Genomic DNA, 23226 nt, shown 5'->3' on the forward strand with positions numbered 1-23226 from the left:
CTCAATATGTAGTGCTGAAATACACATAGTTTTCGGAGGGTTACGGACAAGTCGTCCCGCCTGCTCCACTAGTGGCCTTCTGGAACCCGCGTATTTACTGGGCTGCAGCGGGGTGGCTTTTTTGGATAAGGGCTTTTTGTTGTGGGACGCGCATTGCTCCTGGGGCGGTCGGGCGGCATAATGTAGCCCCTTTTTTCAGCCCCTACATGTGGAAGGTTCCCGTGACTCAGAAGCCCGACCAGTGTCTTGGTGAATGGATCGACCGTGAAGCACTCGCTGAAGCGATGATCCCGCTTATCGGTCAGCTATACCGCAATAACAATGTGGTGAGCTCGATCTATGGCCGCAGCCTGATCAACCAATCAGTCATCGCGATTCTCAAGGCGCATCGCTTTGCTCGCCATCGTTCTGCCAACGACAGCGAACTCTCCGTCCACGAAACATTCCCTCTGCTCAAAGCCATGAGCGAGCTCAAGCTCGGCGCGGCCTCGGTAGACCTGGGCAAGTTGGCCGCCAAATTCCGCGCTGAAGCCAACGGCCGTTCCGTCGAGCAGTTCGTGCGTGAAGAAATGGCCGACGTGGTGGGCAAGCAGAACGCCTCCGCCCGCAAAGGCACTGACGTTGTGCTTTACGGCTTCGGTCGTATCGGCCGCCTGCTGGCACGCATCCTGATCGGCAAAACCGGTGGCGGCGATGGCTTGCGCCTGCGTGCCATCGTGGTGCGCAAAGGCGCCGAGAACGACCTGGCCAAGCGCGCGAGCCTCTTGCGTCGCGACTCGGTACACGGTCCGTTCAACGGCACCATCGTCATCGACGAAGAAAACAACACCATCACCGCCAACGGTAACCTGATCCAGGTGATCTACGCGAAGAACCCGACTGAGGTGGATTACACCCAGTACGGCATCAAGGACGCCCTGCTGGTGGATAACACCGGCGTATGGCGTGATGCCGAAGGCCTGGGCCAGCACCTGACCTGCCCGGGTATTGCCCGCGTTGTCCTGACTGCGCCTGGTAAAGGCAAGCTGAAGAACATCGTTCACGGCATCAACCACGCGGAAATCACCGCTGACGACAAGATCGTGTCCGCCGCTTCCTGCACCACCAATGCCATCGTGCCGGTGCTGAAGGCCGTCAATGACAAGTTCGGCATCGTCAACGGCCACGTCGAGACCGTTCACTCGTACACCAACGACCAGAACCTGATCGACAACTTCCACAAGGGCGATCGCCGTGGCCGCAGCGCCGCGTTGAACATGGTGATCACCGAGACCGGTGCCGCCACCGCTGCCGCCAAGGCCCTGCCTGAGCTGGCCGGCAAGCTGACCGGCAACGCGATCCGCGTGCCGACGCCTAACGTATCGATGGCGATTCTCAACCTGAACCTTGAGAAAGCCGCTACCCGTGAAGAGATGAACGAGTACCTGCGCTACATGGCGCTGCACTCCGATCTGCATAAGCAAATCGACTTCGTCAACTCGCAGGAAGTGGTCTCCACCGACTTCGTTGGCTCGCGCCACGCCGGCGTGGTGGACGCGGAAGCGACCATTTCCCAGGACAACCGCGTTGTGCTGTACGTGTGGTACGACAACGAGTTCGGCTACAGCTGCCAGGTCGTTCGCGTGATGGAAGACATGGCCGGGGTCAACCCGCCTGCATTCCCGCGCTAAGCGTTCAGGTTGAATGAAAAAGCCCCGACTGGTTCGGGGCTTTTTTCTGGCTGGGGATTTATGTTGTTTGCACAGGCCTCATCGCGGGCAAGCCCGCTCCCACTGGGGAGTGCAGTGCGTCAGGCGGTACGCCGTCAAATGTGGGAGCGGGCTTGCCCGCGATAGCGGTGGATCAGTCGCAGCCTTTGCCACGGCCCCGACGCCATCAGTTCAGCAACTTGCTGCGCAAACTATCGGACAGCCCCTTCGGCGCCAGCCAGATGCCCAGGTACGCCCTCGCCAGTTCCTCATCGCGACTGCTGAACACCACCTGGCCATTGATCTCTAGGTTCAGGCCGCGTCCCGGACGAAAATCCAGGGCGTAGCGATCACCGCTGCGGATGTTGCGAAAACGCGCATGCAGTTGCGCAAGCTCTGGTTTCAGGCGGGCGCTGGCCTGCTGGCGTTCAAGGGTGGCGTTCGCGGCTTTAATCACATCGTTGCGGTCGATATCGCGAAAGTAATACAGCACCAGGCGCAGGTCTTTTTGCCGATCCCAGGACTGCTTTGCGCTGATCTCGGCCGGGGCATACAGCGCCGCGGCATACACATCCGCCCAGAGGTAAGTCAGCAGCGCCTGGTTTTTCAGTACCAACTGCTCGGACTGCGCCGGAAAGTTCGCCTGGGTGAGACGATCCGCCTCATTGGCGAACGCCGGGATCGAGAACATCAGCCATAAACAGATAACTGCATGCCGCATAATGGTGGGTCCTGCAAAGGTGTGTGCCTACAGGGTAATTCAATTTTCGACGGCGATTAAGTTTATGGGCAGCCTGCGACAGATAGCGATGGTGTGCGGTTTTGCGGCGCTGGCCGGCTGTGGCGGCGATACGCTGGAGCAGTTTGGTGGCCCGACCATGGGCAGCACCTATTCGATTCAGTATGTCAGAAGCTCGACGGCACCCGCGCCGAAAGAGCTCCAACGCAAGGTGCAAAATATCCTGGCGGACGTCGACCGACAGATGTCGACCTACCGCAGCGACTCCGATATCGAGCGTTTCAACAACCTGCCGGCCAATAGCTGCCAGCCGATGCCGGCGCCGGTTCTGCAACTGGTGCGTACCGGCGAGCAGCTGTCCCAGGCCAGCGCGGGTGCGTTTGACCTGACGGTGGAACCGCTGCTGAACCTGTGGGGGTTCGGGCCTCAGGCCCGGCAACTCAGGGTGCCGGACGCCGCGACGCTGGCGCAGGTGCGCCAGCGGGTCGGTCATCAGCATCTGCGTATCGACGGCGAGCAACTGTGCAAGGACGCCGCCGTCGAAGTCGATTTCAACAGCATTGCTGCCGGTTACGCGGTGGATCGCATCGCCGAGCTGTTGAGCGGCCTGGGTATTCATCACTACCTCGCCGAAGCCACCGGCGAACTCAAGGCTGCCGGTCACAAACCTGACGGCTCGCCCTGGCGCGTGGCGTTGGAAGAACCCCGTGACGATCAACGGGTCGCCGAAAGAGTCATCAACGTCGACGGCTTTGGTGTGTCCACGTCTGGTGACTATCGTAATTATTTCCAGCAGGATGGTCGGCGCTATTCCCACACCCTGGATGCGCGGACCGGTGCGCCGATTACCCATCAACTGGCATCGGTGACGGTGTTGCATCCGTCGGCGCTGATGGCCGATGGGGTGTCGACGTTGCTGTTGATCCTTGGGCCGGAGCAAGGCTGGGATTACGCTGAGCAGCACCAGATCGCTGCGTTTTTTGTGCTTCGCGAGGGCGATGCTTTCGTCACGCGCAGTAATCAGGCGTTCGAGCAACTGACTGCGGTGAAACCGTAATCCGCGCCATGTAGTAAAGGCAAAACTGGCCTACGACGCGACCAAGGGTTAATGTGCGCGGCATTGAGCCTTATATAGACTGTGCCCCGGTTCACACACTTGAGCCAAATTGTCCTTCATGACCGCTGGCCGCGGCATGATTTAGCCAGGCGTCCAACCGTGGGCCTGGCCTGTTCTGAGGAGTATGCATGGCTGTCTACAACTACGACGTGGTAGTACTGGGTTCCGGCCCGGCTGGAGAAGGTGCGGCGATGAACGCCGCGAAGGCAGGGCGCAAGGTGGCGATGGTCGATAGCCGTCGTCAGGTCGGCGGTAACTGCACCCACCTGGGTACCATCCCGTCCAAGGCCTTGCGTCACTCAGTGCGCCAGATCATGCAGTTCAACACCAACCCGATGTTCCGGGCCATTGGCGAGCCGCGTTGGTTTTCGTTCCCGGACGTGCTGAAAAGCGCGGAAAAAGTCATCTCCAAACAGGTGGCGTCGCGGACCGGCTATTACGCCCGTAACCGTGTCGACCTGTTCTTCGGCACCGGCAGCTTCGCCGACGAGCAAACCATCGAAGTGGTCTGCCCCAACGGTGTGGTCGAGAAGCTGGTGGCCAAGCACATCATCATCGCCACCGGGTCGCGCCCGTATCGCCCGGTGGATCTCGATTTCCACCACCCGCGTATCTACGATAGCGACACCATCCTCAGCCTGGGCCACACCCCGCGCAAACTGATCATCTATGGCGCCGGCGTGATCGGCTGCGAATACGCCTCGATCTTCAGCGGCCTGGGTGTGCTGGTAGAGCTGGTGGACAATCGCGAGCAGTTGCTGAGCTTCCTCGACTCGGAAATTTCCCAGGCGTTGAGTTACCACTTCAGTAACAACAACATCACCGTGCGCCACAACGAAGAGTACGAGCGGGTCGAAGGCCTGGACAACGGTGTGATCCTGCACCTCAAGTCCGGCAAGAAGATCAAGGCCGACGCCTTGCTGTGGTGCAACGGCCGTACCGGTAACACCGACAAGCTGGGCATGGAGAATGTCGGGGTCAAGGTCAACAGCCGTGGCCAGATCGAAGTGGACGAGAACTATCGCACCTGTGTGCCGAATATCTACGGTGCCGGTGACGTGATCGGCTGGCCAAGCCTGGCCAGTGCCGCTCATGACCAGGGCCGTTCGGCCGCTGGCAGCATTGTCGATAATGGCAGTTGGCGCTATGTGAACGACGTGCCGACCGGTATCTATACGATTCCGGAGATCAGTTCGATCGGTAAGAACGAACACGAACTGACCAAGGCCAAGGTGCCTTACGAAGTGGGCAAGGCGTTCTTCAAGAGCATGGCGCGTGCGCAGATCGCCGGTGAGCCGCAAGGCATGCTGAAGATTCTGTTCCACCGTGAAACCCTGGAAGTCCTCGGCGTGCATTGCTTCGGTTACCAGGCCTCGGAGATCGTACACATCGGTCAGGCCATCATGAACCAGCCGGGCGAGCAAAATACCCTCAAGTATTTCGTCAACACCACGTTCAACTACCCGACCATGGCCGAAGCCTATCGGGTAGCGGCCTACGACGGCCTCAACCGGCTTTTTTGAGCGGCTCCGGCCGGTGGCCTGAGCCGGCCGGGGAGACCGATTTCAGTAATTCTCGAGGGTGGCAGTGGCCAAACCGGGAAAGTCTGTAATCAGGCTATCTACGCCGAAGTCGGCGAGCCTGCGCATCAGCGCAGGTTCGTTGACTGTCCACACCGACACGTGCAATCCCTGGCGCTGGGCTTTTTCCAGACGTTCAGGGGTACACAGCGTCCAGTTCAAGGCCAGATACTCACAGCCGTAGTTTTGCGCGACCTTCAGCGGGTCGAGCCAGGCGTATTCGGCCACCAGCCCGCGCGACAGGTCCGGGGTGAGTTCCACGGCCGCTTTCAACACTTCCCGTGAGCTTGAGGTCACCGTGACCTTGTCCATGATGCCGAAACGCACGGCCATTTCCCGAATCGCCAGCACGGTGGTCGCGGCACGGGTGCGCGAGGCGCTTTTGACTTCCAGTTGCCAGTGATCGAAGTCGCACTTTTCGAACAGCTCTTCCAGGCGCGGGATCGGGCAGGGGCTGACCCAGCCGGGGCCGCCTTTGCGTGCGTCCATCTTCATCAAGTCTGCCGCCGAATACTCGACGACTTTGCCGCGCCGGTCGGCGGTGCGCTTGAGGGTCGGGTCGTGGATGACCATCAGTTCGCCGTCCATGGACAGGTGCAAATCCAGTTCGCAACGGCGTACACCGTGCTTGAGGCACTGCTGGAAGCTGGTCAGGGTGTTTTCCGGTGCTTCGCCTTTGGCACCGCGGTGGCCGTAGATCAGGGTCACAGTTGCTCCTTTACGCCAGGTCGTCTGGCGGGGTGAATACGAATTCAGGTGTCTTGGTCATCGCTCTGTTCCCGCGCCAGGCGCCGTTCCTGCGCCTGTTTCTGCAGGATGTAGCGCGCCAGTAATTGGCGTTGGGCGTCGGTCATGGATTCGAATTCCGTGCCGATGGCAAACGCGGCGCCCTTGGCATCGCAATGGGTGACCCGGGCCCGCAACAACAGGCCCAGCGCCTGGGGCATCAGCACCAGCTTGACCGCCAGGTGGGTACCGAGTGTCAGGGCGGTCGGGTGCTGGAAGTCGATGCCACCTTCGGAAATGATCACCGGCTGCGGGGCGCCGACTTCGTCCAGCAGGCCGCGCGCCATGATCTGGCTGAGCAGATCCAGGCGTTTGTTCTGGACTCTGAGGAGGGCGGCCAGGCTGCGATCTTTCTCGCTGAGCTGGCGCAACAGGTGCTGTGCTTCGAATTCGCTCAGGTGCAGTTCACTGAGCAGGTTGAACAGCGGCGAATCATCCAGTAGCACTTCCTTGCTCGCCGCTTCGGGGGCGGACAGGCTTTTGATTTGAAGTGCGATCATGTCGTCGATACGGTAGTATTCGCGGCGTTCTTCTTCATCTAATGTCGACATGGCGAACCCAAGGTAGCGGTAATGGTCTGAGTGTAAAGCTGCTTACCAGACCCCGCCACCGGGACGTCTTCTTTTCCTCCGAACAAGCCCCGACATGTTCAGACCTCTCTTCGTATTTATTGGCACGCGTTATACCCGTGCAAAGCGTCGCAATCATTTTGTGTCGTTCATTTCCTTGACCTCGATGATCGGTCTCGCCCTTGGCGTGGTCGTGATGATCGTGGTGCTGTCGGTGATGAACGGCTTCGATCATGAGATGCGCACCCGCGTGCTGGGCATGGTGCCCCACGCGACCATCGAGTCGGGTGAACCGATCAGCGACTGGCAAAGCCTGGCCGACAAGGTCAAGCAGAACCCCAAGGTCGTGGCCGTGGCACCGTTCACCCAGATGCAAGGGCTGCTGACGCATGATGGCAAGGTGCAGAAAATCCTGCTCAACGCCATCGACCCGGTTCAGGAGCGCAACGTCTCGATCATCGACAAGTTCATGCTGCAGGGCAAACTCGACGATCTGGCGCCCGGCAGCTTTGGCATCGTGATCGGCGACAAAGCCGCGGCCAAGCTCGGCGTGGGCATCGGCGACAAGCTGACCTTCGTCGCCCCGGAAGTCACCGTGACCCCGGCCGGCATGTTCCCGCGCATGAAACGCTTTACCGTGGTTGGCACCTTCCACGTCGGCGCCGGCGAGATCGACGGCTACCTTGGCCTGACCAACCTCACCGACCTCGCGCGCCTGCATCGCTGGAAGCCGGACCAGGTGCAGGGCCTGCGCCTGAAGTTCAACGACTTGTTCGACGCCCCGCGCGGCGCCTGGGAAATCGCCCAGCACCTGGGTGAAAGCCAGTTCTACGCCCGCGACTGGACCCGTACCCACGGCAACCTGTACCAGGCCATCCGCATGGAAAAAGCCATGATCGGCCTGCTGTTGCTGCTGATCGTCGCGGTGGCGGCCTTCAATATCATTTCCACACTGGTGATGGTGGTGAACGACAAGAAGGGTGACATCGCCATCCTGCGCACCCTGGGGGCCACGCCGGGGCAGATCATGGCGATCTTCATGGTGCAGGGTACGGTGATCGGCGTGGTCGGCACCTTGATCGGCACCGCAGTGGGCATTCTGGCTGCGCTCAATGTCAGCGCGGCCATCGCTGGCCTCGAAACCCTGATCGGCCACAAGTTTCTCAACGCCGACGTCTACTTCATCGACTACTTGCCGTCCCAGGTTCAGGCCCAGGACGTGCTGATGGTGGGCGGCGCTGCGTTGGTCCTGAGTTTCCTTGCCACCCTGTATCCAGCCTGGCGCGCGGCACGTACCCAGCCAGCACAGGCCTTACGTTATGAGTGAATCGGGCATGAGTGAAAAAGCAATCCTGAGCTGCCGCAACCTGGGCAAATCCTACGAGGAAGGCCCGGAATCGGTAGTGGTGTTGTCCAACCTGCAACTTGAGCTGCACCCCGGCGAGCGCGTGGCGATCGTTGGCAGTTCCGGTTCCGGCAAAAGTACCTTGCTCAACCTGTTGGGCGGCCTTGATACGCCGTCCCAGGGCAGCGTGTGGCTGGCCGGCGAAGAGCTGTCGGCCCTCGGTGAAAAGGCTCGTGGCCAACTGCGTAACCGTTCGTTGGGCTTCGTGTACCAGTTCCACCACCTGTTACCGGAGTTCACCGCTCTGGAAAACGTGTGCATGCCGCTGCTGATCGGCAAGACCGCGATCCCGGAGGCGCGCCAGCGTGCCAAGGCCTTACTGGAGCGCGTCGGCCTCGGTCACCGCCTGGAGCACAAACCGGCCGAATTGTCCGGTGGTGAGCGCCAGCGTGTGGCGATTGCCCGTGCGCTGGTGAACAACCCGGGCCTGGTGATGCTCGACGAGCCGACCGGCAACCTCGACTCCCACACTGCCCAGGGCATCAAGGACTTGATGCTGGAACTGAGCACCCAGATGCGCACCGCGTTCCTGGTGGTGACCCATGACATGAGCATGGCCCGGCAGATGGACCGCGTATTGCACCTGCAGGAAGGTCATCTGGTCGCCATCTGACCTGTTTCAAGCCCGGGGCATGACGCCGGGCTTTTTCATTTTTTCAGGCGGTGTACGCGAATGTTCAGACCGTTATCGATTTTCATCGGCATGCGCTATACCCGCGCCAAGCGCCGCAACCGTTTTGTTTCGTTTATCTCGATGACCTCGATGATCGGCCTCGCCCTGGGCGTGCTGGCGATGATCGTGGTGTTGTCGGTGATGAATGGCTTTCAACGCGAAATGAGCTCGCGCATCCTCGGCATGGTGCCTCACGCCACCGTCGTCGGTGTGAAGCCGATCGACGATTGGCAGCCGGTAGCCGCCGCCGCGATGAAGAATCCCGAAGTGACCGCCGCAGTACCGTTCACGCAGATGGACGGCATGTTCTCCTACAAGGGCGCGATGCAGCCGATCGAGATCAGCGGCGTCGACCCGGCCCAGGAAGGCAAGGTGTCGATCGTGGCCCAGCATATCGTGCAGGGCAAACTCGAAGACTTGAAGCCCGGTGAGTTCGGCGTGGTGGTCGGCGAAATCACCGCACGGCGCTTTCGCCTGAACGTGGGCGACAAGCTGACCCTGATTGTCCCGGAAATCAGCAGCGCGCCGGGCGGCATTACCCCGCGCATGCAGCGTTTGAACGTGGTCGGTATCTTCAAGGTCGGCGCCGAGTTGGACGGCTCCATGGCGTTGATCCATATGGCCGACGCCGCAGAAATTCAGCATTGGCAGCCGAACCAGGTGCAGAGCGTGCGCCTGGCGGTGAAGGACTTGTATGCGGCGCCCAAGGTCTCGGCGGACATCGCCGCCAGCCTCGGTGCGGCCTACAAGGCGGATGACTGGACCCACACCCAGGGCAGCCTGTTCAGCGCGATGAAGATGGAAAAAACCATGATCGGCCTGCTGTTGCTGATGATCGTCGCGGTAGCGGCGTTCAACATCATCGCCACGCTGATCATGGTGGTGAACGACAAGGGCGCGGACATCGCGATCCTGCGTACCATCGGCGCCACGCCACGGCAGATCATGGCGATCTTCATGGTGCAGGGCACGGTGATCGGTATCGTCGGCACCCTGATCGGCGGCGTGCTGGGGGTGATTGCGGCGCTGAACGTCAGTGAACTGGTGGGGTGGCTGGAGCGGGTGAGCGGGCAGCATATCTTCAGTTCGGACGTGTATTTCGTCAGCAACCTGCCCTCGCAATTGCAGGGTGGGGATGTGCTGCTGATTTGCTCGGCCGGGTTTGTGTTGAGCTTTTTGGCGACGATTTACCCGGCGTATCGGGCGGCGAAGATTGAGCCGGCGCATGCCCTCAGGTATTCGTAGGATTTAAGACCGCTATCGGGAGCAAGTCGAATCGTCGCACCGCCCCTCGCACATTTTGAAGGTGTTCACAGATCAAAATGTGGGAGGGGCGGTGCGACGATTCGACTTGCCCCCGATAGCGCCAACACAGCTTGCATCAAACTCCCCGTGGCAACTCGATCACAAACCGCGTCCACCCCGGCTCAGACTCGCAATAAATCCGCCCCCCATGCGCCCGCACAATCGACTGGGTAATCGCCAACCCCAGCCCCGCATGCTCGCTGCTGCCTTCATGGCGCGCCGGGTCGGCCCGGTAGAAGCGGTCGAACAACCTCGGTAACACGTCCGCCGGGATGCCTTCCCCGCTGTTCTCCACCGTCAGCGTCACGCCGTGTGCCCCTTCCGTCAGATGCACCCGCACCTCGCCGCCCGCCGGAGTAAAGCGCAGCGCGTTATCCAACAGGTTGGACAATGCCCGGCGCAACATGCCGCGATCGCCAGTGGTGTGGGCCATACCCTCGCGCACCAGGCTGACGTGCGCGTCTTCCGCCAGCAAGACGAAGAACTCCAGTAGCGCGTCCACTTCATCCGCCAGCTTCAACGGTTCGCGCGTGGGCGCCAGCAGCCCGTGATCGGCCTTGGCCAGGTACAACATGTCGTTCACCAGTTGCGCCATCCATTGCAGCTCTTCCAGGTTGCTGTGCAGCGCCTCGCGGTAATCCTCCAGCGGGCGCGGCTGGGTGAGGATGACTTGGGTGTGGGTCAACAGGTTCGACAGGGGGGTGCGCAGTTCGTGGGCGATATCGGCGGAGAACGCCGAGAGGCGTTGGAACGCGTCGTCCAGTCGGCCCAGCATGGCGTTGAAGGCTTGGGCCAGTTCTGCCAGTTCCACCGGCATACCCTGCTCGGGCAAACGCTGGGTCAGGGAATGGGCCGACACGCCGGCCGCCACTTCGCCCATGCGCCGCAACGGCCGCAGCCCGCTGCGCGCTGCCCAGGCGCCGAGCAGCGCGGTGGCCAGGGCCGAGAAGCTGACCGTGAGCCAGATCAAATGCTGCATGCGTTGCAGGAAGTGTTGGTGGTGGGTGATGTCGAGCATCAGGCTCAGTTGCGGCGAGTCGGGTTGGCCCGGCCTTAACGGCGCGTTGTACACGCGGTAGTCGGTGCCGGCGTTCTGCAGGCCGTGCAGGCCAGGCGATTCGGGCAGGCTGATGTTCGGTGCGCCGTCAAACCAGCGCTGGCCGGCGGCGGTGATGCGTAATGCGAGGTCAGGCTGGCGATTGAGCTCGGCGCGCAGTTGTGCTTCGCGTTGGGCGAATAACTGCGGCGAGTCGACGCCCTGCAAGGTGCTGCGCAGCGCCACCAGTTTGCTCTCTAGCAATTGCTGGTCCAGTTCGACAAAATGCGCCTCGCTGGCCCGGTTGAACAGCACGCCGGCGAGCAACGAGACCACGGCGGTGCAGGCCGCAAACAGCAGAGCCAGGCGGCTGCTCAGGGACAGGTGCTTGATCAACTGCATCGTTCCTCCAGCACATAACCCATACCGCGCACGGTGTGGATCAGCTTATTGGGGAAGTTGTCGTCGACTTTCAGGCGCAGTCGGCGGATCGCCACTTCGATGATGTTGGTGTCGCTGTCGAAGTTCATGTCCCAGACCTGGGACGCGATCAGCGACTTGGGCAGCACTTCGCCCTGGCGCCGCAGTAGCAGTTCGAGCAAGGCGAATTCCTTGGCGGTGAGGTCGATGCGCTGGCCGTCGCGCTCGACGCGGCGGCGGATCAGGTCCAGGCGCAGGTCGGCCAGTTGCAGCGCGGTTTCCTGCGGTGCGCTGCTGCCACGGCGCAACAGGCTGCGCACCCGCGCGAGCAGTTCGGAAAAGGCGAACGGCTTGACCAAGTAATCGTCGGCGCCCAGTTCCAGGCCGTGTACGCGGTCTTCCACGGCGTCGCGGGCGGTGAGAAACAGCACCGGGATGTCGAGTCCGGCGCTGCGCACGGCCTGGAGGATCTGCCAACCGTCGCGGCCGGGCAGCATCACATCGAGGATCAGCAGGTCGTAGTCGCCGGTCAGCGCCAAGTGTTGGCCGCTGGTGCCGTCGGCCACCAGTTCGGTGGTAAAGCCGGCCTCGGCCAGGCCTTGGCGCAGGTACTGGCCGGTTTTGGGTTGGTCTTCGACGATCAGCAGTTTCATGGGCAGCTCTTGGCGGCGGGTCACGTCGGACTTTATACCGTGGTGGCCAGGGGAGGGGCGCAACCTGACAAAGTTGTAATCTAGCAGTCAGCTAGCTGGCAGGGGTGCAATCTTAGAGTGGTCCTCAGACCGATCCCACACCTTTGGAGAATTGAGATGGCATTGCGTACCCCCCTGTTGTTGGCAGGCTGCCTGTTGGCGTTGAGTGTCGGGGCAATGGCTGACACGGCCCACACCTATGCATTCGGCCAGCCGGCATCTGCCGATAAGGCCACGCGCACCGTGGAAGTGGTGCTGCAGGATATGTCCTTTTCGCCCAAGTCCCTGGATGTGAAGGCCGGTGAGACCGTGCGTTTTGTGCTGGTCAACAAAGGCCAGTTGCTCCACGAGTTCAACCTGGGCGATGCGGCCATGCATGCTGAGCATCAGAAGCAAATGATGCAGATGCAGTCGAGCGGCATGCTGAACGCCACCGGTATGGGCAAGATGGACCACGGCGCCATGGATCACGGTGCTATGGCCAGCATGAAGCACGATGACCCCAACAGCGTACTGGTAGAACCCGGTAAAACCGCCGAATTGACCTGGACGTTCACCAAGGCCTCCGGCCTTGAGTTTGCCTGCAATATTCCCGGGCATTACCAGGCGGGCATGGTCGGCAAGCTCAACGTCCATTGAGCCTGCGAGGGCGCGCGTGCTGTGTTTCTTAGGGGCGGGGGCAAAGGCTGGTAGACTGCCAGGGTTTATTTAGCCAGGTTTCCGCCATGCATCCCGCAGCCGAACATTCGCCGCTGGGCAAGTCCAGTGAATACATCAGCACCTACACCCCCTCGTTGCTGTTCCCGATCCCTCGCGCCGCGAAATGGGCCGAGCTGGGCCTGAGCGCCGAGACCCTGCCTTACAAAGGCGTGGATTTCTGGAACTGCTTCGAACTGTCCTGGTTGCTGCCGTCGGGCAAGCCGGTGGTGGCCATCGGTGAATTCAGCATTGCAGCCGACTCGCCGAATATCATCGAGTCCAAGTCCTTCAAGCTGTACCTCAACTCACTGAACCAGACCGCGTTTGCCGATACGCAAAGCCTGGAGGCGACGTTGCGCACCGACCTCAGCGCTGCTGCCGGCAAGCCGGTGGGCGTGCGCATCCGCAGCCTGGCCGAGGTTGAGGCCGAAGGCGTGGTGACGTTGCCGGGGGTGTGCATCGATGACCTGGATATCAGCGTCAGCAACTACGAACACCCGCGTCCGGAACTGCTGCGTTGCGATGACTCGCGCATTGTCGAGGAGAGCGTGCACAGCCACCTGCTCAAATCCAACTGCCCGGTCACCAGCCAGCCCGATTGGGGCAGCGTGGCGGTGCAATACCGCGGCGCACAACTGGATCACGCCAGCCTGCTGGAATACCTGGTGAGCTTTCGCCAGCACTCGGACTTCCATGAACAGTGCGTGGAGCGGATCTTCCTGGACTTGCAGCGCTTGCTGAAACCGGAGAAGTTGACGGTGTTTGCGCGCTATGTGCGGCGGGGTGGGCTGGATATCAACCCGTATCGCAGTACTGAGGATGTGGAGTTCCAAAACCTGCGCCTGGCCCGCCAGTAACCTTCACACAAACCAAAATGTGGGAGGGGGCTTGCCCCCGATAGCGGAGTGTCAGTCACAGTATCTGTGCCTGACCCACTGCAATCGGGAGCAAGCCCCCTCCCATATTTTGGTTCTGTGCTTGGCTTGGGCTCGGGTTAAATGCCGATGTTGCCCAAGGTGATCACAATATTGCGCAACGTCCCGGCAATGCCCGGATGGTCCAACTCGAAACTTTCTACCGCCCGGTTCACATCATCAGCGATGCTCGGCGGCTGAGTGGCCGGTTCCAGTTCAAGTTGCACTTCAAACTTGGCAAGCAAGGCTTCCAGCGCTTCACGTTTTTCGGACGGCAGCGGTGGTTCTTGTTCCAGTTGCTCGCGCAGGATGTTGACCTGTTCTTGCAGTTTTTCGCGGGCAGGCATGGTGTTCTTCCTTTTATCGATAGGCACTGGCGTAGACCACGGCACGCCGAGAAAGGTCTACGAGAGGAGCTGTAGATTAATCTACCGGCGCCGTCTGTGCATGATCTCAATCAGGGCTTTTCGCCTTTGAGCTGGCGCAGGCTGATGTCCGCCAAGCAGGTACCGAGCTCGCCGAGGTGATCGATCACCGAATGCACCCCCAACCCATACAGCGCCACGGTGGCCTTGCCGCGTTTGTATTCGCGCTGTTGCTCGGTCAGTGCCTGCCATTGCTCTGGCGCCAGGCCGCACAGCGAACCGCAGGACGCCAGGCCGATAGTCCACAGCCCAGCGTTCAGGCCCGATTGCAGCAGGCGCGGCTCGCCGCTGACCAGTACGCAGCCTTCCAGGCGTTCGATGTTCAATTCCATCAAGGCTTGCCAGCACGCATGGGGCGCGGGCCAGCGGATGGAAGACGGTGACGTCGCCTTGAGCCAGTCGGGCAGCGCAGCGGCCAGCGGGGTTGTCACCGAGGGCGGCAGCTCATCCAGCCAGGCGCAGGGCACGCCTTGTTCCTTGAGGCTGCGCAGGCTCTTCAATGCTCCTGGCGTGGCCTCGGAATGCGGGGAGGGTGAATCGGTGCGCGCCTGGGAACCAAAATCCACCAGGCAGCCACTCAGGCCAAACAACACGGCGGTCAAGGTGGGGGCAGTGGCGATGGCAATCTCGGCGTGAGGCATTTCGACATCCCTGAAATAGCTGTGACGCTATCGGGGTGGTGTGACAAGTCGATGACACTCTCGAGTAATTGTAGGAATTTTGTACATTTTCTGTATGTCGTTTCTTGGCAGATGCCTAAAAGGACACTTCCGTCATATACTGGCGCCTTATTCAGGGCATAGCGCCCATGACAGACTATTCAAGGAGCAAAAGCTATGCGCTGGAGCCACTACTTCGCTCAGCTTTCGGTGTGTGCCACTGTCCTGCTGGCCCCTTTCGCCGTAAACGCTGCGTCGGAAGATGATCCATGGGAAAGCGTCAACCGCCCGATCTTTACGTTCAACGACACCGTTGATACCTACGCCCTAAAACCATTGGCCCAAGGCTATCAGTTTGTGACCCCGCAATTCGTGCAGAACGGCGTTCACAACTTCTTCCGCAATATCGGCGATGTCGGCAACCTGGCCAACAACGTGCTGCAACTCAAACCTCACGCCGCCGGTGTGGATACAGCCCGCCTGTTGATGAACACCACCATAGGCGTGCTGGGCTTCGTCGACGTAGGCACCAAAATGGGGCTGCAACGCAGCGATGAAGACTTCGGCCAGACCCTCGGTTACTGGGGCGTGGGTAGCGGTCCTTACGTGATGCTGCCGTTGCTGGGTCCAAGCACCTTGCGCGACGCACCGTCCAAATACGTGGACAGCTACACCCAACCGTACCGCTACATGAACGACATCGGCTGGCGCAACAGCACCTTTGGCCTGAACATTGTCGACACCCGTGCCAGCCTGCTCGACAGCGAGAAGCTGATCACCGGCGACAAGTACACCTTCATTCGCAACGCCTACCTGCAGAACCGCGAGTTCAAGGTCAAGGATGGGAAGGTCGTCGACGACTTCTAAGTCGAGACGTCTTGAAACGAAAAAAGGCGACCGCATGGTCGCCTTTTTTGTGCGCAGGTATTAGCGCATTTTCAGGATCTTCAGCCCCAAATGTTGTTTATCGCCCTCGTTCTTCGCCCATACCACCTGGGTGTCCGCTTCCAGGCCCGTGAGGGCGGCATGTTCTGACTCGATGCGCACGGTCAGCAGGTCGCCCACGGTGAACTGGCGAGGTGCCTGCACTTGCATGCCGGAGCTGGAAAGGTCCACGCAAACCCCGTCAATTTCCTGCCCGGCGTGGATCAAAGAGACATCGGCATCCACTCGCATGCGGATGAAATCGCGCTTTTCAGCGTAGTCGCGCTCGTGTTCGCTCACAGCTTCCATCCTTACTTTGTGTTGTGGTGATGGCTGTTCTTATAACTCCCTGTGATTTGCGATGTAAAGACGCCCGGCGACCATCGGCATGAGCTTGAAACCCCTGGCGGATGGGAGTACCGTCTGCGCCTTAGAAGGGCACCTCTGCTTTACAGTTGTGCGTGGGCAAAAAGCCTATGCTTTGTAGGACAGAGAGGCTAGAAAGCGAATCCAGTAGCGTGAGCACGGCCATTGCCGAGCCGCCTACGCCAACCTAATTCTGGCGCCGTTTGCCCACATGCCAAAAACCAGTGCCACGCTGCTGATAATCGATGACGACGAAGTAGTGCGCGCAAGCCTTGCGGCCTATTTGGAAGACAGTGGCTTCAGCGTCCTGCAGGCCAGCAATGGCCAACAGGGTCTCCAGGTATTCGAGCGCGATAAGCCCGACCTCGTGATCTGCGATCTGCGCATGCCTCAGATGGGCGGCCTCGAGTTGATTCGCCAGGTGACCGAGCTTGCTCCGCAGACGCCGGTGATTGTCGTGTCCGGTGCCGGGGTGATGAACGATGCCGTCGAGGCCCTGCGCCTGGGCGCCGCCGACTACCTGATCAAGCCCCTGCAAGACCTGGCGGTGCTGGAGCACTCGGTGCGCCGTGCCCTGGATCGTGCACGCCTACTGGTGGAAAACCAGCGCTACCGCGAAAAGCTCGAAACCGCCAACCGCGAACTCGAAGCCAGCCTGAATCTGCTCCAGGAAGACCAGAACGCCGGTCGCCAGGTGCAGATGAACATGCTGCCGGTCAGCCCGTGGACCATCGATGAATTCAAGTTCGCGCACCAGATCATCCCGTCGCTGTACCTGTCGGGTGATTTTGTCGACTATTTCCGCGTAGACGAGCGGCGGGTTGCGTTCTACCTGGCCGACGTGTCCGGCCATGGTGCATCCTCGGCGTTTGTCACCGTGTTGTTGAAGTTTATGACCACACGGCTGTTGTTTGAATCCAAGCGCAGTGGCACCTTGCCGGAATTCACCCCCTCCCAGGTGCTGGGCCACATCAACCGAGGCCTGATCAGCTGCAAGCTGGGCAAGCACGTGACGATGGTGGGCGGCGTGATTGATGAAGAAACCGGTCTTTTGACCTACAGCATCGGCGGTCACCTGCCGATGCCGGTTTTGTACACTCCTGACAGTGTGCGCTACCTGGAAGGGCGTGGTCTGCCCGTCGGCTTGTTCAATGAAGCCACCTACGAAGACCACATCCTGGAGCTGCCGCCGACCTTCAGCCTGACGCTGATGTCCGATGGCATCCTGGACCTTCTTCCAGAGCCTACACTCAAAGAGAAAGAAGCCGCCTTGCCCCAACGGGTCAAGTCGGCGGGCGGCAGCCTGGATGGTCTGCGGCAGGTTTTTGGATTGGCCACGCTAGGGGAGATGCCGGATGATATCGCCCTATTGGTGTTGAGCAGGAATCTTTGATGAGTACCGGAAGAATCCAATTCGCCGAGCAAGACGGGACCTTCGTCCTGAAGTTTGTCGGTGAAGTGCGCCTGACCTTGTGTTCGGCGCTGGATGCAACGATTGAGCGGATTTTCACAGCACTGAATTTCTCGGCGATCGTGATCGATCTGACCGAAACCCGCAGCATCGATAGCACCACCCTTGGGTTGTTGGCCAAGTTGTCCATTCTGTCTCGGCAGAAGGTCGGCCTGTTGCCCACCGTCGTCACCACCCACGAAGACATCACCCGTCTGCTGCAGTCCATGGGCTTCGATCAAGTGTTCAACATCGTTGACCGCCCGATCCCCTGCCCGGAATGCCTGACCGACCTGCCGTCCCAGGACCAATCCGAGGAAATCGTGCGGATCAAGGTGCTGGAAGCGCACAAAATCCTGATGGGCTTGAACGAGTCCAATCGCGAAGCCTTCCACGACCTCGTCAACGCCCTCGAACGCCACTGACCTCACTCTCCAAGTGTGGGAGGGGGCTTGCTCCCGATGCCGGTGGGCCAGCTACAGATTTGCTGACTGATGCACCGCCATCGGGGGCAAGCCCCCTCCCACATTTGACCGAGTTCCTAACTGAAAAAAAGGGCGGCACCCTCACAGGTGCCGCCCTTTTTGCTGCCGCCGCTTTTACAGCTTGGCAGACAACAACGCTTCGAGCTTCTCTTGATCCCGAGCAAACTGACGAATCCCCTCGGCCAGCTTCTCAGTCGCCATCGCATCTTCGTTGGACTCCCAACGGAACTGCGCTTCAGTCAGATGCACCCGCGCTTCACCGGCATGGCCTGGCGACAGCTTGCGCTCCAGCTTGCCGGTATCGGCCGCCAGTTTCTCCAGCAGGTCCGGGCTGATCGTCAGGCGATCACAGCCGGCCAACTCTTCGATCTGGCTCAGGTTGCGGAAGCTCGCACCCATCACCACGGTTTTGTAGTCATTGGCCTTGTAGTAGTTGTAGATGCGCGTCACCGATTGCACGCCGGGATCATCGGCGCCGGTGTAGTCGTTGCCGTTGGCTTTCTTGTACCAGTCGTAGATACGGCCCACGAACGGCGAAATCAGGAACACACCCGCTTCGGCACAGGCCACGGCCTGGGCGAAGGAGAACAGCAGGGTCAGGTTGGTCTGGATGCCTTCTTTTTCCAGCTTCTCCGCCGCGCGGATACCTTCCCAGGTGGAAGCGATCTTGATCAGTACGCGATCACGGCCAACCCCGGCTTTGTCGTACAGGTCGATCAGACGGTGCGCGCGCTTGAGTACGGCGTCAGTGTCGAACGACAGGCGTGCATCCACCTCGGTGGAGATACGGCCGGGCACCACTTTCAAGATTTCTTGACCCACCGCCACCGCAAAACGGTCACTGGCCAGGCCAACATCACCGTTGCAGTCCTTCACGCATTCATCCAGCAACTTGGCATAGCCCGGAATCGACGCGGCCTTGAGCAGCAGGGAAGGGTTGGTGGTGGCATCTTGCGGCTTGAGATTGGCGAGGGCCGCGAAATCGCCGGTATCGGCGACGACGGTAGTGAACTGTTTGAGTTGTTCCAGCTTGGAAGTCATGGGCGTGCTCTGTCCTATGGGTCTGATGACATTACCCGAGCGCTGGCAGGCGCTCAAGGGCGCAAATGCGTTCGATCGTTTGCGAGGGCAACAACCTGAAAACAGCCGTTTGAATGACTGGCCTTGCTGCTAAATAGGAGGGCAAGATCGCCCGCAGGTTCAACCCAACAGCCCAATGAACACCGCGATAAACAGGTGGGCGCCGGTTTCACCGGCCCTCCAGCAACCCCGCCGCCTGATCCAGCAACGCCAACGGATCACTCGCTTTATGAATATCCACCGACAACAACTGCCTGAACTTGCGCGCCCCAGGGAAACCCGTCCCCAACCCCAGCACATGCCGCGTAATGTGATGCATCGAGCCACCGCTCGCCAAATGCTCCGCGATATAAGGCCGCAACTGCGCCAACGCCTCTGCCCGACTGATCACCGGCCGCGCACTGCCAAACAACTGCTGATCCACCTCCGCCAGCACATACGGATTGTGATAAGCCTCCCGGCCCAGCATCACCCCGTCAAACGTCTGTAAATGCTCTTGGCACTGTTCCAGCGTCTTGATCCCACCGTTGAGAATAATCTCCAACTCGGCAAAATCCCGCTTCAACTGCGCCGCCACGTCATACCGCAACGGCGGAATGTCGCGATTCTCCTTCGGCGACAACCCCTCCAGAATCGCAATCCGCGCATGCACGGTAAAACTGGTACACCCCGCATCCTTCACCTGCCCGACGAAATCACACAACTGGGCGTAACTGTCCCGCCCATTGATCCCGATCCGGTGCTTCACCGTCACCGGAATCGACACCGCATCGCGCATCGCCTTCACGCAATCCGCCACCAACGCCGGATGGCCCATCAGGCACGCGCCGATCATGTTGTTCTGCACCCGATCGCTGGGGCAGCCGACGTTCAGGTTCACTTCGTCGTAACCGGCAGCCTCGGCCATTCGGGCACAGGCGGCCAGATCGGCGGGAACACTGCCGCCCAATTGAAGCGCAAGCGGGTGCTCGGCGTCGTTGTGGCGCAGGAAGCGGTCATGATCGCCGTGGAGGATCGCGCCGGTGGTGACCATCTCGGTGTAGAGCAGGGCGTGTTTGGAGAGCAGGCGTAGGAAGAACCGGCAGTGGCGGTCGGTCCAATCCATCATGGGTGCAACGCTAAAGCGCCGAGACAGTGCGGGGCTTGATTCTGCTGGGCTAAAGCTCTGTTTTTGAATCATTTTACTCAACGTGTATTCGGCAGGTTTTAGGGCGTTTTCAGGCCTTTTTTAAGGCTCGGTGGTACGATGTACCACCCAAAAACTGACGCGTACCACTTTCGATATGGCGACTATCAGGGCAAGAAAACTGGCGGATGGGACTGTGAGCTACACGGCTCAGATCCGCATCAAGCGCGACGGAGTGCAAGTCTACCAAGAGAGCCAGACCTTCGCCCGAAAACAGGCCGCCCAGGCCTGGGCGCGTAAGCGCGAGTCGGAGCTCGATGAGCCAGGCGCGATCGAGCGGGCGAACCGCAAGGACGTCACAGTCAGGGAAATGATCGAGCAGTACCTGCTGGAAGTGGAAAAGGCCCGGCCGTTGGGCAAAACCAAGAAGGCCACGCTCGAAGCTATCGGCAAGATGGACATCGGCAAGCTGAACGATACAGACATCAATACCCAATGCCTGGTCAACTTTGCTCTTTGGCGGATGAGCAAGGAGGGTGGCGGGGTCCAGCCACAGACCGCTGGCAACGACCTGGCGCACCTCGGTGCTGTTCTGGCGATTGCCAAAGACGCATGGGGTTACCAGGTCGATCCACTCGCGATGAGCGGCGCCCGACGAGTGCTACGGAAACTCGGCTACAACCTCAAAAGCCGTGAGCGTGAACGCCGGCCGACGTTGGACGAGCTGGGAAAGGTGCTGACACACTACCAAGCCATGCAGGCTCGGCGCCCGACCGTCACTAATATGCTTAAGGTCGTGGGTTTTGCCCTGTTCTCCACGCGCCGGCTGGATGAAATAACCCGTATCCGTTGGGCGGACGTCGACGAGCCCGGCCAGAGGGTTCTGGTGCGCGACATGAAGAACCCTGGGCAGAAGATCGGCAACGACGTTTGGTGCTACCTGCCGGACGAGGCGTGGCAGATCCTCCAAACAATGCCGAAGGCCGGCGAAGACATATTCCCCTACAGCCCTGAATCTATCTCCACCTCCTGGGCGAAAGCCTGCAAGTTTTTGAACATCGCGGACCTGCACTTTCACGACCTTCGACATGAAGGCGTCAGCCGCCTGTTTGAGATGGACTGGGACATTCCGCGTGTGGCTAGTGTTTCCGGCCACCGGGATTGGAATTCGATGCGTCGATACACCCACCTGCGCGGCAAGGGTGACCGCTATGTGGGCTGGGAATGGCACGAGAAAATCCTGAGGGCGCCCGTCCAGCTGGGCGCCGCATCACAGAAGTGGCTTAAAAGGCGTGTTTTAACCCGTTGAGCTGGTTGTGCTCTTTAACCGCGGCGGCGCGCTGTCGATCTAGATATGCGGCCAGGTCAGTGAGATGGACGCCCTTGGCCGACTTCTGGCTCGGCTCCAGGCGTGTGATGGGGATCTTGATCTGACCACTCATCACCTTGCGCTGGAACATTTCCGGCGTCAGGTGCGTGAAGTAATCCCGGCAAACCTGCTCCAGCGAGATGATTGCTAGGCCGTCGTATTGGGCCATCAGGATAAAGGCTGTGTTCATGATGGACCCCCTCACATCCGAAACGATTGGTGAATGAGCGCTGGCTGAGCCTTATGTTCTGCGGGTTTTGCCCTGTCCGCCTGAATCTCGCACACGAACCGGTGCCGTTCACGGTTGGGCGCAGTAAGTGCTTCGGTCAGTTCATTGGCGACGTCGATGCACCGCTCATAGGCGTAAGGTCCTGTCCAGCTCTCTACCCTTATCACCTGGCAGTCCGTGCGCGTTGCATCTGCGCACAGATACAGAATTAGGAAGACCGTCATATTCCGTCTCCCGGAAAACCTGGAAAGGCATCGTTGGCATCGAGTTCGGCGTAAGCGAATACCTTCCAATGCGAGCCACGCCGAAGGTAATGGCCGAGCATCCAGTGGATGACAGCGGCCTGTTCATCTTCACTGCGTTCCCCAATGCAGTGACCTTGCTGCCGCAATAGCTCGGCTGTATTGGCTAACTTGGTATGAGGAAGACCAAGGATGTAGCGCAGATCGGCGGTCAGTTCCAGCGGCTCCAATATCGGTGTTGCTGGCTCAAAAGGGTCGAGAGTACGAGGGAGGCTCGGATTTTTATCTGAATGCATGGTGCTTCTCCTTTCTGGCGGTTGGGGAGTTGCAGCTCCCCGTGTCCCGCTTGTGTTGGGTATCAGCGCGCGTATCGACGCGGTTTGTTTTGTTTGGCTGCTTCGCACTCGGCCATGAATGCAGCCCATTCCGCCGATTTGCTCTGCTGACGGATGCGGCTACAGGCACCATGCTTGCGGGTGGAGCGTGCCTTGCCGCAGATGTCGCAGCGGCTGGGCAAGTCCAACCGGTGGCTCGCCATAGCGGGGCGGGTTCGGAGTCTTGGGTCCATCAGTTCCCTCCCATGAGCATGCGCGTCAGTGCGTTGGGCTGGCCGTCTGGAGTCAGCTTGTGGAGTGGTTGTGTGACACTACGGCCGTTCCCGGCGCGCAGGGTTGCAACATTGCCTTCGATGGCGACGATCACGCCTGTACGAGCGCTCAAACGATATTCCCGACCGCCACCGCTCATTTCAACGTAGCTGACCGTGTCGCCGATAGCCAACGGGGTTGTGGTAGCCTTTGCGATGCCGCCTTGGGGTTGATTCACTTGCATGGTGCTTCTCCTTTGGGTGGTCGGTGTCGAGGGGTTGCAGCCCCTCGACACCACCTTCTTAACGGCTTTAGCCGGTTGGGTTTTGCTTCCGCACCAGGTGCAGCAGCAGATTCTCAAACTCAACAACCTCATCAGTTGCTGACTGCCATTCCAGGACTGCCTGGATCTGTTCCCGGCTGCACTCCAGCACCAGGATTTCTTTATCGCTTACCGCACGAACCTCCAGGATCGCGATCAATCCGGCGGGGTCGTAGGCTTCAGCGTGAACAATCTTCCCGGACTCGTTGAACCAGTCCTTCAGCTCCTTCAGATGCCGAAGGCGGTTGGTTTCCCCCTTTTCGCCGTCACCGGTGATGACTTGTACGTGCATGGTGCTTCTCCTTTGGGTGGTGGCCGGCGTTGCAGCGCCTGGCGGGT

27 protein-coding genes are annotated in these 23226 nt (G+C 60.1%); 12 read left to right on the plus strand and 15 right to left on the minus strand.

Going from position 1 to position 23226, the window contains the following annotated elements:
• The first annotated feature begins 206 nt into the window (after window positions 1-206).
• Window positions 207-1670: a glyceraldehyde-3-phosphate dehydrogenase gene (locus tag P3S72_RS09010; RefSeq protein WP_247399966.1), complete on the plus strand. Its 1464-nt coding sequence runs from the start codon at window positions 207-209 to the stop codon at window positions 1668-1670.
• Window positions 1671-1875: 205 nt separating this feature from the next.
• Here the strand turns inward: P3S72_RS09010 and P3S72_RS09015 are convergent, their stop codons facing one another.
• Window positions 1876-2409 (minus strand): chalcone isomerase family protein, encoded by a 534-nt coding sequence (locus tag P3S72_RS09015; protein ID WP_276197047.1) that lies wholly within the window; start codon window positions 2407-2409, stop codon window positions 1876-1878.
• 64 nt (window positions 2410-2473) lie between these two features.
• Here P3S72_RS09015 and P3S72_RS09020 point away from each other — a divergent pair, with 64 nt between their 5' ends.
• A complete protein-coding gene (locus P3S72_RS09020; protein ID WP_276197048.1) occupies window positions 2474-3484 on the plus strand; it encodes an FAD:protein FMN transferase in 1011 nt (336 codons plus the stop codon).
• 188 nt (window positions 3485-3672) lie between these two features.
• The gene (sthA, locus tag P3S72_RS09025) at window positions 3673-5067 is read left to right on the plus strand and encodes a Si-specific NAD(P)(+) transhydrogenase (RefSeq protein WP_247399972.1); all 1395 of its coding nucleotides are present in this window, start codon (window positions 3673-3675) and stop codon (window positions 5065-5067) included.
• Window positions 5068-5109: 42 nt separating this feature from the next.
• Here the strand turns inward: sthA and P3S72_RS09030 are convergent, their stop codons facing one another.
• Together P3S72_RS09030 and P3S72_RS09035 are read right to left on the minus strand one after the other, a co-directional pair.
• Window positions 5110-5832 (minus strand): glycerophosphodiester phosphodiesterase family protein, encoded by a 723-nt coding sequence (locus tag P3S72_RS09030; protein WP_276197049.1) that lies wholly within the window; start codon window positions 5830-5832, stop codon window positions 5110-5112.
• 44 nt (window positions 5833-5876) lie between these two features.
• Window positions 5877-6461, minus strand: coding sequence for a PilZ domain-containing protein (locus tag P3S72_RS09035; RefSeq protein WP_276197050.1), 585 nt, complete (start codon window positions 6459-6461; stop codon window positions 5877-5879).
• 94 nt (window positions 6462-6555) lie between these two features.
• On the opposite strand from P3S72_RS09035, the gene P3S72_RS09040 reads away from it, so the two are divergent.
• The 3 genes from P3S72_RS09040 to P3S72_RS09050 are packed head-to-tail and all read left to right on the plus strand — an operon-like array spanning window position 6556 to window position 9802.
• Window positions 6556-7806 carry a lipoprotein-releasing ABC transporter permease subunit gene (locus P3S72_RS09040; RefSeq protein WP_247399978.1) on the plus strand — a complete coding sequence of 417 codons (1251 nt, stop codon included), beginning with the start codon at window positions 6556-6558 and terminating at the stop codon, window positions 7804-7806.
• A gap of 7 nt (window positions 7807-7813) precedes the next feature.
• The gene (lolD, locus tag P3S72_RS09045) at window positions 7814-8497 is read left to right on the plus strand and encodes a lipoprotein-releasing ABC transporter ATP-binding protein LolD (protein ID WP_017477213.1); all 684 of its coding nucleotides are present in this window, start codon (window positions 7814-7816) and stop codon (window positions 8495-8497) included.
• 60 nt (window positions 8498-8557) lie between these two features.
• Window positions 8558-9802, plus strand: a complete 1245-nt coding sequence (locus P3S72_RS09050) for a lipoprotein-releasing ABC transporter permease subunit (RefSeq protein WP_276197051.1) — start codon at window positions 8558-8560, stop codon at window positions 9800-9802.
• A 136-nt stretch (window positions 9803-9938) separates the two neighbouring features.
• On the opposite strand, the gene P3S72_RS09055 is transcribed toward P3S72_RS09050, so the two are convergent.
• Both P3S72_RS09055 and P3S72_RS09060 read right to left on the minus strand, forming a co-directional pair.
• Window positions 9939-11294 carry a heavy metal sensor histidine kinase gene (locus P3S72_RS09055; protein ID WP_276197912.1) on the minus strand — a complete coding sequence of 452 codons (1356 nt, stop codon included), beginning with the start codon at window positions 11292-11294 and terminating at the stop codon, window positions 9939-9941.
• Window positions 11291-11971: a heavy metal response regulator transcription factor gene (locus P3S72_RS09060; RefSeq protein ID WP_253394144.1), complete on the minus strand. Its 681-nt coding sequence runs from the start codon at window positions 11969-11971 to the stop codon at window positions 11291-11293. The genes P3S72_RS09055 and P3S72_RS09060 overlap by 4 nt, the downstream gene beginning before the upstream one ends.
• 156 nt (window positions 11972-12127) lie before the next feature.
• On the opposite strand from P3S72_RS09060, the gene P3S72_RS09065 reads away from it, so the two are divergent.
• Both P3S72_RS09065 and queF read left to right on the plus strand, forming a co-directional pair.
• On the plus strand, window positions 12128-12649 hold the full coding sequence (locus P3S72_RS09065) for a cupredoxin family protein (protein WP_276197052.1): 522 nt from the start codon (window positions 12128-12130) through the stop codon (window positions 12647-12649).
• A gap of 86 nt (window positions 12650-12735) precedes the next feature.
• Window positions 12736-13566, plus strand: a complete 831-nt coding sequence (queF, locus tag P3S72_RS09070) for an NADPH-dependent 7-cyano-7-deazaguanine reductase QueF (RefSeq protein ID WP_276197053.1) — start codon at window positions 12736-12738, stop codon at window positions 13564-13566.
• 137 nt (window positions 13567-13703) lie between these two features.
• Here queF and P3S72_RS09075 read toward each other — a convergent pair whose 3' ends face one another.
• Together P3S72_RS09075 and P3S72_RS09080 are read right to left on the minus strand one after the other, a co-directional pair.
• Complete coding sequence (locus P3S72_RS09075) at window positions 13704-13970, minus strand: DUF4404 family protein (RefSeq protein ID WP_247402236.1); 267 nt, start codon at window positions 13968-13970, stop codon at window positions 13704-13706.
• 110 nt (window positions 13971-14080) lie between these two features.
• Window positions 14081-14689: an HAD family phosphatase gene (locus P3S72_RS09080; RefSeq protein ID WP_276197054.1), complete on the minus strand. Its 609-nt coding sequence runs from the start codon at window positions 14687-14689 to the stop codon at window positions 14081-14083.
• A 195-nt stretch (window positions 14690-14884) separates the two neighbouring features.
• Between P3S72_RS09080 and P3S72_RS09085 the strand changes: the two genes are divergently transcribed.
• Entirely contained in the window at window positions 14885-15574 is a 690-nt protein-coding gene (locus P3S72_RS09085) for a VacJ family lipoprotein (RefSeq protein WP_276197055.1), read from the plus strand.
• A gap of 60 nt (window positions 15575-15634) precedes the next feature.
• Here the strand turns inward: P3S72_RS09085 and P3S72_RS09090 are convergent, their stop codons facing one another.
• Window positions 15635-15931, minus strand: coding sequence for a PilZ domain-containing protein (locus tag P3S72_RS09090; protein ID WP_247402245.1), 297 nt, complete (start codon window positions 15929-15931; stop codon window positions 15635-15637).
• 277 nt (window positions 15932-16208) lie between these two features.
• Here P3S72_RS09090 and rssB point away from each other — a divergent pair, with 277 nt between their 5' ends.
• Window positions 16209-17390: a two-component system response regulator RssB gene (gene rssB, locus P3S72_RS09095; RefSeq protein ID WP_247402248.1), complete on the plus strand. Its 1182-nt coding sequence runs from the start codon at window positions 16209-16211 to the stop codon at window positions 17388-17390.
• Window positions 17390-17872, plus strand: coding sequence for an anti-sigma factor antagonist RssC (gene rssC / locus P3S72_RS09100; RefSeq protein ID WP_017848891.1), 483 nt, complete (start codon window positions 17390-17392; stop codon window positions 17870-17872). The genes rssB and rssC overlap by 1 nt, the downstream gene beginning before the upstream one ends.
• 174 nt (window positions 17873-18046) lie before the next feature.
• Here rssC and tal read toward each other — a convergent pair whose 3' ends face one another.
• Together tal and dusA are read right to left on the minus strand one after the other, a co-directional pair.
• A complete protein-coding gene (gene tal, locus P3S72_RS09105) occupies window positions 18047-18973 on the minus strand; it encodes a transaldolase (protein WP_247402250.1) in 927 nt (308 codons plus the stop codon).
• Window positions 18974-19181: 208 nt separating this feature from the next.
• Window positions 19182-20192 carry a tRNA dihydrouridine(20/20a) synthase DusA gene (dusA, locus tag P3S72_RS09110; protein WP_276197056.1) on the minus strand — a complete coding sequence of 337 codons (1011 nt, stop codon included), beginning with the start codon at window positions 20190-20192 and terminating at the stop codon, window positions 19182-19184.
• 103 nt (window positions 20193-20295) lie between these two features.
• On the opposite strand from dusA, the gene P3S72_RS09115 reads away from it, so the two are divergent.
• Complete coding sequence (locus tag P3S72_RS09115; RefSeq protein WP_276197057.1) at window positions 20296-21447, plus strand: site-specific integrase; 1152 nt, start codon at window positions 20296-20298, stop codon at window positions 21445-21447.
• On the opposite strand, the gene P3S72_RS09120 is transcribed toward P3S72_RS09115, so the two are convergent.
• The 5 genes from P3S72_RS09120 to P3S72_RS09140 form a co-directional block, all read right to left on the minus strand.
• A complete protein-coding gene (locus P3S72_RS09120; protein WP_079443081.1) occupies window positions 21422-21697 on the minus strand; it encodes a pyocin activator PrtN family protein in 276 nt (91 codons plus the stop codon). The two genes, P3S72_RS09115 and P3S72_RS09120, sit on opposite strands and share 26 nt — an antisense overlap.
• A gap of 259 nt (window positions 21698-21956) precedes the next feature.
• Entirely contained in the window at window positions 21957-22274 is a 318-nt protein-coding gene (locus P3S72_RS09125) for a hypothetical protein (protein ID WP_276197058.1), read from the minus strand.
• A 62-nt stretch (window positions 22275-22336) separates the two neighbouring features.
• Entirely contained in the window at window positions 22337-22546 is a 210-nt protein-coding gene (locus tag P3S72_RS09130; protein WP_276197059.1) for a hypothetical protein, read from the minus strand.
• Window positions 22546-22809, minus strand: coding sequence for a hypothetical protein (locus P3S72_RS09135; protein ID WP_276197060.1), 264 nt, complete (start codon window positions 22807-22809; stop codon window positions 22546-22548). The genes P3S72_RS09130 and P3S72_RS09135 overlap by 1 nt, the downstream gene beginning before the upstream one ends.
• 67 nt (window positions 22810-22876) lie before the next feature.
• The gene (locus P3S72_RS09140) at window positions 22877-23179 is read right to left on the minus strand and encodes a hypothetical protein (RefSeq protein ID WP_276197061.1); all 303 of its coding nucleotides are present in this window, start codon (window positions 23177-23179) and stop codon (window positions 22877-22879) included.
• Between the last annotated feature and the right edge of the window lie 47 nt (window positions 23180-23226).

It is taken from the genome of Pseudomonas sp. D3, assembly GCF_029320995.1.
Taxonomy (GTDB): Bacteria; Pseudomonadota; Gammaproteobacteria; order Pseudomonadales; family Pseudomonadaceae; genus Aquipseudomonas; species Aquipseudomonas paraveronii.

Coding starts and splice junctions, on each gene's coding strand:
- P3S72_RS09010 (WP_247399966.1), top strand. CDS start 207: ATGTGGAAGGTTCCCGTGACTCAGAAGCCCGACCAGTGTCTTGGTGAA.
- P3S72_RS09015 (WP_276197047.1), bottom strand. CDS start 2,409: ATGCGGCATGCAGTTATCTGTTTATGGCTGATGTTCTCGATCCCGGCG.
- P3S72_RS09020 (WP_276197048.1), top strand. CDS start 2,474: ATGGGCAGCCTGCGACAGATAGCGATGGTGTGCGGTTTTGCGGCGCTG.
- sthA (WP_247399972.1), top strand. CDS start 3,673: ATGGCTGTCTACAACTACGACGTGGTAGTACTGGGTTCCGGCCCGGCT.
- P3S72_RS09035 (WP_276197050.1), bottom strand. CDS start 6,461: ATGTCGACATTAGATGAAGAAGAACGCCGCGAATACTACCGTATCGAC.
- P3S72_RS09040 (WP_247399978.1), top strand. CDS start 6,556: ATGTTCAGACCTCTCTTCGTATTTATTGGCACGCGTTATACCCGTGCA.
- lolD (WP_017477213.1), top strand. CDS start 7,814: ATGAGTGAAAAAGCAATCCTGAGCTGCCGCAACCTGGGCAAATCCTAC.
- P3S72_RS09050 (WP_276197051.1), top strand. CDS start 8,558: ATGTTCAGACCGTTATCGATTTTCATCGGCATGCGCTATACCCGCGCC.
- P3S72_RS09060 (WP_253394144.1), bottom strand. CDS start 11,971: ATGAAACTGCTGATCGTCGAAGACCAACCCAAAACCGGCCAGTACCTG.
- P3S72_RS09065 (WP_276197052.1), top strand. CDS start 12,128: ATGGCATTGCGTACCCCCCTGTTGTTGGCAGGCTGCCTGTTGGCGTTG.
- queF (WP_276197053.1), top strand. CDS start 12,736: ATGCATCCCGCAGCCGAACATTCGCCGCTGGGCAAGTCCAGTGAATAC.
- P3S72_RS09075 (WP_247402236.1), bottom strand. CDS start 13,970: ATGCCTGCCCGCGAAAAACTGCAAGAACAGGTCAACATCCTGCGCGAG.
- P3S72_RS09080 (WP_276197054.1), bottom strand. CDS start 14,689: ATGCCTCACGCCGAGATTGCCATCGCCACTGCCCCCACCTTGACCGCC.
- P3S72_RS09085 (WP_276197055.1), top strand. CDS start 14,885: ATGCGCTGGAGCCACTACTTCGCTCAGCTTTCGGTGTGTGCCACTGTC.
- rssB (WP_247402248.1), top strand. CDS start 16,209: ATGCCAAAAACCAGTGCCACGCTGCTGATAATCGATGACGACGAAGTA.
- rssC (WP_017848891.1), top strand. CDS start 17,390: ATGAGTACCGGAAGAATCCAATTCGCCGAGCAAGACGGGACCTTCGTC.
- tal (WP_247402250.1), bottom strand. CDS start 18,973: ATGACTTCCAAGCTGGAACAACTCAAACAGTTCACTACCGTCGTCGCC.
- dusA (WP_276197056.1), bottom strand. CDS start 20,192: ATGATTCAAAAACAGAGCTTTAGCCCAGCAGAATCAAGCCCCGCACTG.
- P3S72_RS09115 (WP_276197057.1), top strand. CDS start 20,296: ATGGCGACTATCAGGGCAAGAAAACTGGCGGATGGGACTGTGAGCTAC.
- P3S72_RS09120 (WP_079443081.1), bottom strand. CDS start 21,697: ATGAACACAGCCTTTATCCTGATGGCCCAATACGACGGCCTAGCAATC.
- P3S72_RS09125 (WP_276197058.1), bottom strand. CDS start 22,274: ATGCATTCAGATAAAAATCCGAGCCTCCCTCGTACTCTCGACCCTTTT.
- P3S72_RS09130 (WP_276197059.1), bottom strand. CDS start 22,546: ATGGACCCAAGACTCCGAACCCGCCCCGCTATGGCGAGCCACCGGTTG.
- P3S72_RS09135 (WP_276197060.1), bottom strand. CDS start 22,809: ATGCAAGTGAATCAACCCCAAGGCGGCATCGCAAAGGCTACCACAACC.
- P3S72_RS09140 (WP_276197061.1), bottom strand. CDS start 23,179: ATGCACGTACAAGTCATCACCGGTGACGGCGAAAAGGGGGAAACCAAC.